The following is a 2,934-nucleotide window of genomic DNA, read 5'->3' on the forward strand; positions in this document are numbered from 1 at the left end:
GTAGTCGAGCCAGGAACCGATACCGCCGCGCGCCTCGCTGCCGGTCTCGAAGGCATTGAGAAAGACGCATTCGTACTTGAGGCTGCGCCACAGCCGCTCGATGAGACATTGTCCATCCAGCGGCCGCGCCCGTCCGTAGAGCCGGTATAGTTCATCCGTCGAACGTCCATATTTGAGAAGCGCGCCATTGACCCCATAAGAGCAACCAAGATCGATCACCTTGGCCGGTTCGGATTCGATGGCGCTACGCCGCGAGATCTTCACTGCGCGGCTGAGAGAGATCGCTGCCGAAGCATTGCGCGATTCCGAACAGCTGCGGCCCGCCGCACCGAAACATAGGCAGCACAAAAGCATTCAGCACGATGCGAACGACCCAGCTTTGGCCTCCCGGACAGGCTCAAGCAAGCCCTAGCTTCTTCTTGAGGTCGGCATTTTCCTTCCGAAGCCGGTCGGCGAGAAGATTCTTCAGACGGGTGTTCTCTTCTTCGAGTTTCACCAGACCCTTGAGCTCCTCGCTCGGTGTAGTCTGCCCGGCAGCCTTCTTCCACTGAGAATAAGTTTGTTGCGATATTCCGGCTTTCTGAACCGCGGCCTTGATGCTCGCTCCCCGTCCGATCTGCTTTTCGATCTCACCGAGCTTTTGGGCCCGCTCCTTCTCGGAGTATATTTTCCGCGCTGTTCGGGGTGTCGGGGAAGCGCCCGCTTTAGGTGAAGTCGCCTGCTGGCCAGACTTGGCGGCACTGGTTCGTACAGCGCCTTTCTGCTGCCTCGTTCGCTTCGTCGGCTTCGGCGCCTTTTGCTTGACATCAGGTGTCTGTGCGGGCACCTCGCCTGGTGCCTGGTTTGTCTCGGTTTGCTTGAGGTCGGCCATGAGACACTCCTACGATGTCAACATCTGTTCTCTAGTGCAGCATCAAGAACTTACGCGCTTTGTCAACACCGCCGAATATACGACTCTTCATCGTAATTAACGCAGGACTCAAAAGCAGAGGCTCCGGTGCAGTGCCAATGCTCGTCTTGAAGCGCGTGACCCGCGGACAATACGATGTGGAGGAGCGGCTTGAGCTCACCGACCCGCTTGCCGCCCTAAGAGAGCACGGCACACCGTTGATGCCGTCGGATCTTGCACACCACGCAATGATCATCAGTCGTGCCCATCTCTCACCGACGTTCTCGTTTCGCCAGGACGAGCGTGTTGCGTCCGTCCTTGTGCAAAGTCAGTTGGCAGTGACAATCGCTGAAGGCGGCAATGCATTGTTCGTGAGCGGAAAGACCATCAAGCCCGCTGCGCCCATTCACGGAATTCCTCGTCGCGGAGATTCGACCCAGACTAAACGGCGCATTCCTCCCGGTTATGGATACGATAGCTTTACCCGAATGGCTCCCGAATTTACTCAATAAACGCACCGACTGGAACGGATGCGGCGCTGAAATCTCGCAAGAGTGCCGAGAGCTACTTTGCGCTGCAAGTAACCTGCGCACCCGTCGAGGCCAGTCGAATGAATTGTTCCAACGATAAGGATCCAATCGTGGCCAAGGTACTCGTCCTTTACTACTCGTCCTATGGACATATCGAGAAATTAGCGCATGAAATCGCGTCCGGCGCGAGCGAGGCGGGGGCAACCGTCGACGTCAAGCGCGTCCCAGAACTCCTCTCGCCGGAAGCAGCCAAAGCGGCCGGTTACAAGCTTGATCAGAGCGCTCCGGTTGCGACGATCGAAGACCTCGCGAACTATGATGCTGTCGTCATCGGTACGGGCACTCGCTTCGGCCGTATGTCGTCCCATATGGCAAGCTTCCTCGATCAGGCCGGCGGCTTGTGGGCAAAGGGTGCCTTGCATGGAAAAGTAGGCGGCGCGTTCTCTTCATCGGCGACACAGCATGGTGGTCAGGAACTGACGCTGCTTTCGATCATCACGAATCTGTTCCACTTCGGCATGACCGTCGTGGGGCTAAACTACGGCTTTGCCGGTCAAATGAACGTAGACGAGATCACTGGCGGTGCTCCTTACGGCGCCACGACGGTCGCTGGTCCCGATGGCAAGCGTGAGGTCAGCGAAAATGAGCTTGCCGGAGCTCGTTACCAGGGGCGAACCATTGCGGAAGTTGCCGCCAAGCTTCACGGCTAGAGGGTCTCCCCAAAACGGTTGATTGGACACCTCGACTGACGAGCGGGCTAGGAGCGGGGCCATGGAGGCCGTAGAACCGGAAGTCGACAACATGGAGCCCACCGAGCGTGAACTGCTCGCCGAATTGCGGCGGCTGCGACGCTCATTGCGGCTCCATCCGACCGACCACTGTGATCCGATGGAGCCGCTCACAGCGGGTCAACGCGTGGCGGACACCGTCGCAAGCGTCATGGGCTCCTGGAAGTTTATCATTGTCCAGACCGCCCTCCTCGTCGCGTGGGTTTCGATTAACCTCGTCGCCGCGGCAAGAAGTTGGGACCCCTATCCGTTCATCCTATTGAACCTGGCGCTCTCATTTCAGGCTGCTTATGCAGCGCCGATCATCATGATGAATCAGAACAGGCAACAAGGTATCGATCGAAGGGCGGCAGAAAACGACTATAGGATCAACGTCAAGGCCGAACTAGAAATCGAGCTCTTGCACGAAAAGATCGATGAGCTTCGTGCGCAGGAGGTCTTCATGCTGACCGAGGCCGTCAAATCTCTGACTGATCAACTTGTGCAAACGCGGCAGCCTGACCGAGCCGACTTCGCCGGAGCCGTCGAACAGATAGACACCACTCCATAGCCCGAAATATCGGCATTGCTGCAGACCCAAGAACAAGCAGTCATATTGGCCGAGCGACCGACAACAATGCAAAGGAGTACACCATGGTTACCAGAGGTTTTACCGGCCGAATTCCCGGAAGAGACGACTCCGATCGTATTCCGCCAGGTCAGCATGTTGTCGACTACTGGCCTGTCC

General features: G+C 57.5%; 4 protein-coding genes and 1 pseudogene. 3 read left to right on the top strand and 2 right to left on the bottom strand.

Annotated elements, in window-relative coordinates; genetic code table 11:
- Positions 1–140, bottom strand: a pseudogene (locus G6N73_RS35125) (integrase core domain-containing protein); the annotation flags it as partial.
- A 257-nt stretch (positions 141–397) separates the two neighbouring features.
- Entirely contained in the window at positions 398–871 is a 474-nt protein-coding gene (locus G6N73_RS35130) for a transposase (protein WP_165034459.1), read from the bottom strand.
- A 137-nt stretch (positions 872–1,008) separates the two neighbouring features.
- Here G6N73_RS35130 and G6N73_RS35135 point away from each other — a divergent pair, with 137 nt between their 5' ends.
- From G6N73_RS35135 to G6N73_RS35145, 3 genes are all read left to right on the top strand, one after another.
- A complete protein-coding gene (locus G6N73_RS35135; RefSeq protein WP_165034460.1) occupies positions 1,009–1,401 on the top strand; it encodes a type 2 periplasmic-binding domain-containing protein in 393 nt (130 codons plus the stop codon).
- Positions 1,402–1,529: 128 nt separating this feature from the next.
- Positions 1,530–2,129: an NAD(P)H:quinone oxidoreductase gene (gene wrbA / locus G6N73_RS35140; protein ID WP_165034461.1), complete on the top strand. Its 600-nt coding sequence runs from the start codon at positions 1,530–1,532 to the stop codon at positions 2,127–2,129.
- A 61-nt stretch (positions 2,130–2,190) separates the two neighbouring features.
- The gene (locus G6N73_RS35145; protein WP_165034462.1) at positions 2,191–2,757 is read left to right on the top strand and encodes a DUF1003 domain-containing protein; all 567 of its coding nucleotides are present in this window, start codon (positions 2,191–2,193) and stop codon (positions 2,755–2,757) included.
- Positions 2,758–2,934: the final 177 nt, after the last annotated feature.

Source organism: Allomesorhizobium camelthorni, assembly GCF_011045125.1.
Taxonomy (GTDB): domain Bacteria; phylum Pseudomonadota; class Alphaproteobacteria; order Rhizobiales; family Rhizobiaceae; genus Allomesorhizobium; species Allomesorhizobium camelthorni.

Excerpts from the sequence above, each read along its gene's own strand:
- G6N73_RS35135 (WP_165034460.1), top strand. The coding sequence starts at position 1,009 with ATGCTCGTCTTGAAGCGCGTGACCCGCGGACAATACGATGTGGAGGAG.
- G6N73_RS35145 (WP_165034462.1), top strand. The coding sequence starts at position 2,191 with ATGGAGGCCGTAGAACCGGAAGTCGACAACATGGAGCCCACCGAGCGT.
- G6N73_RS35130 (WP_165034459.1), bottom strand. The coding sequence starts at position 871 with ATGGCCGACCTCAAGCAAACCGAGACAAACCAGGCACCAGGCGAGGTG.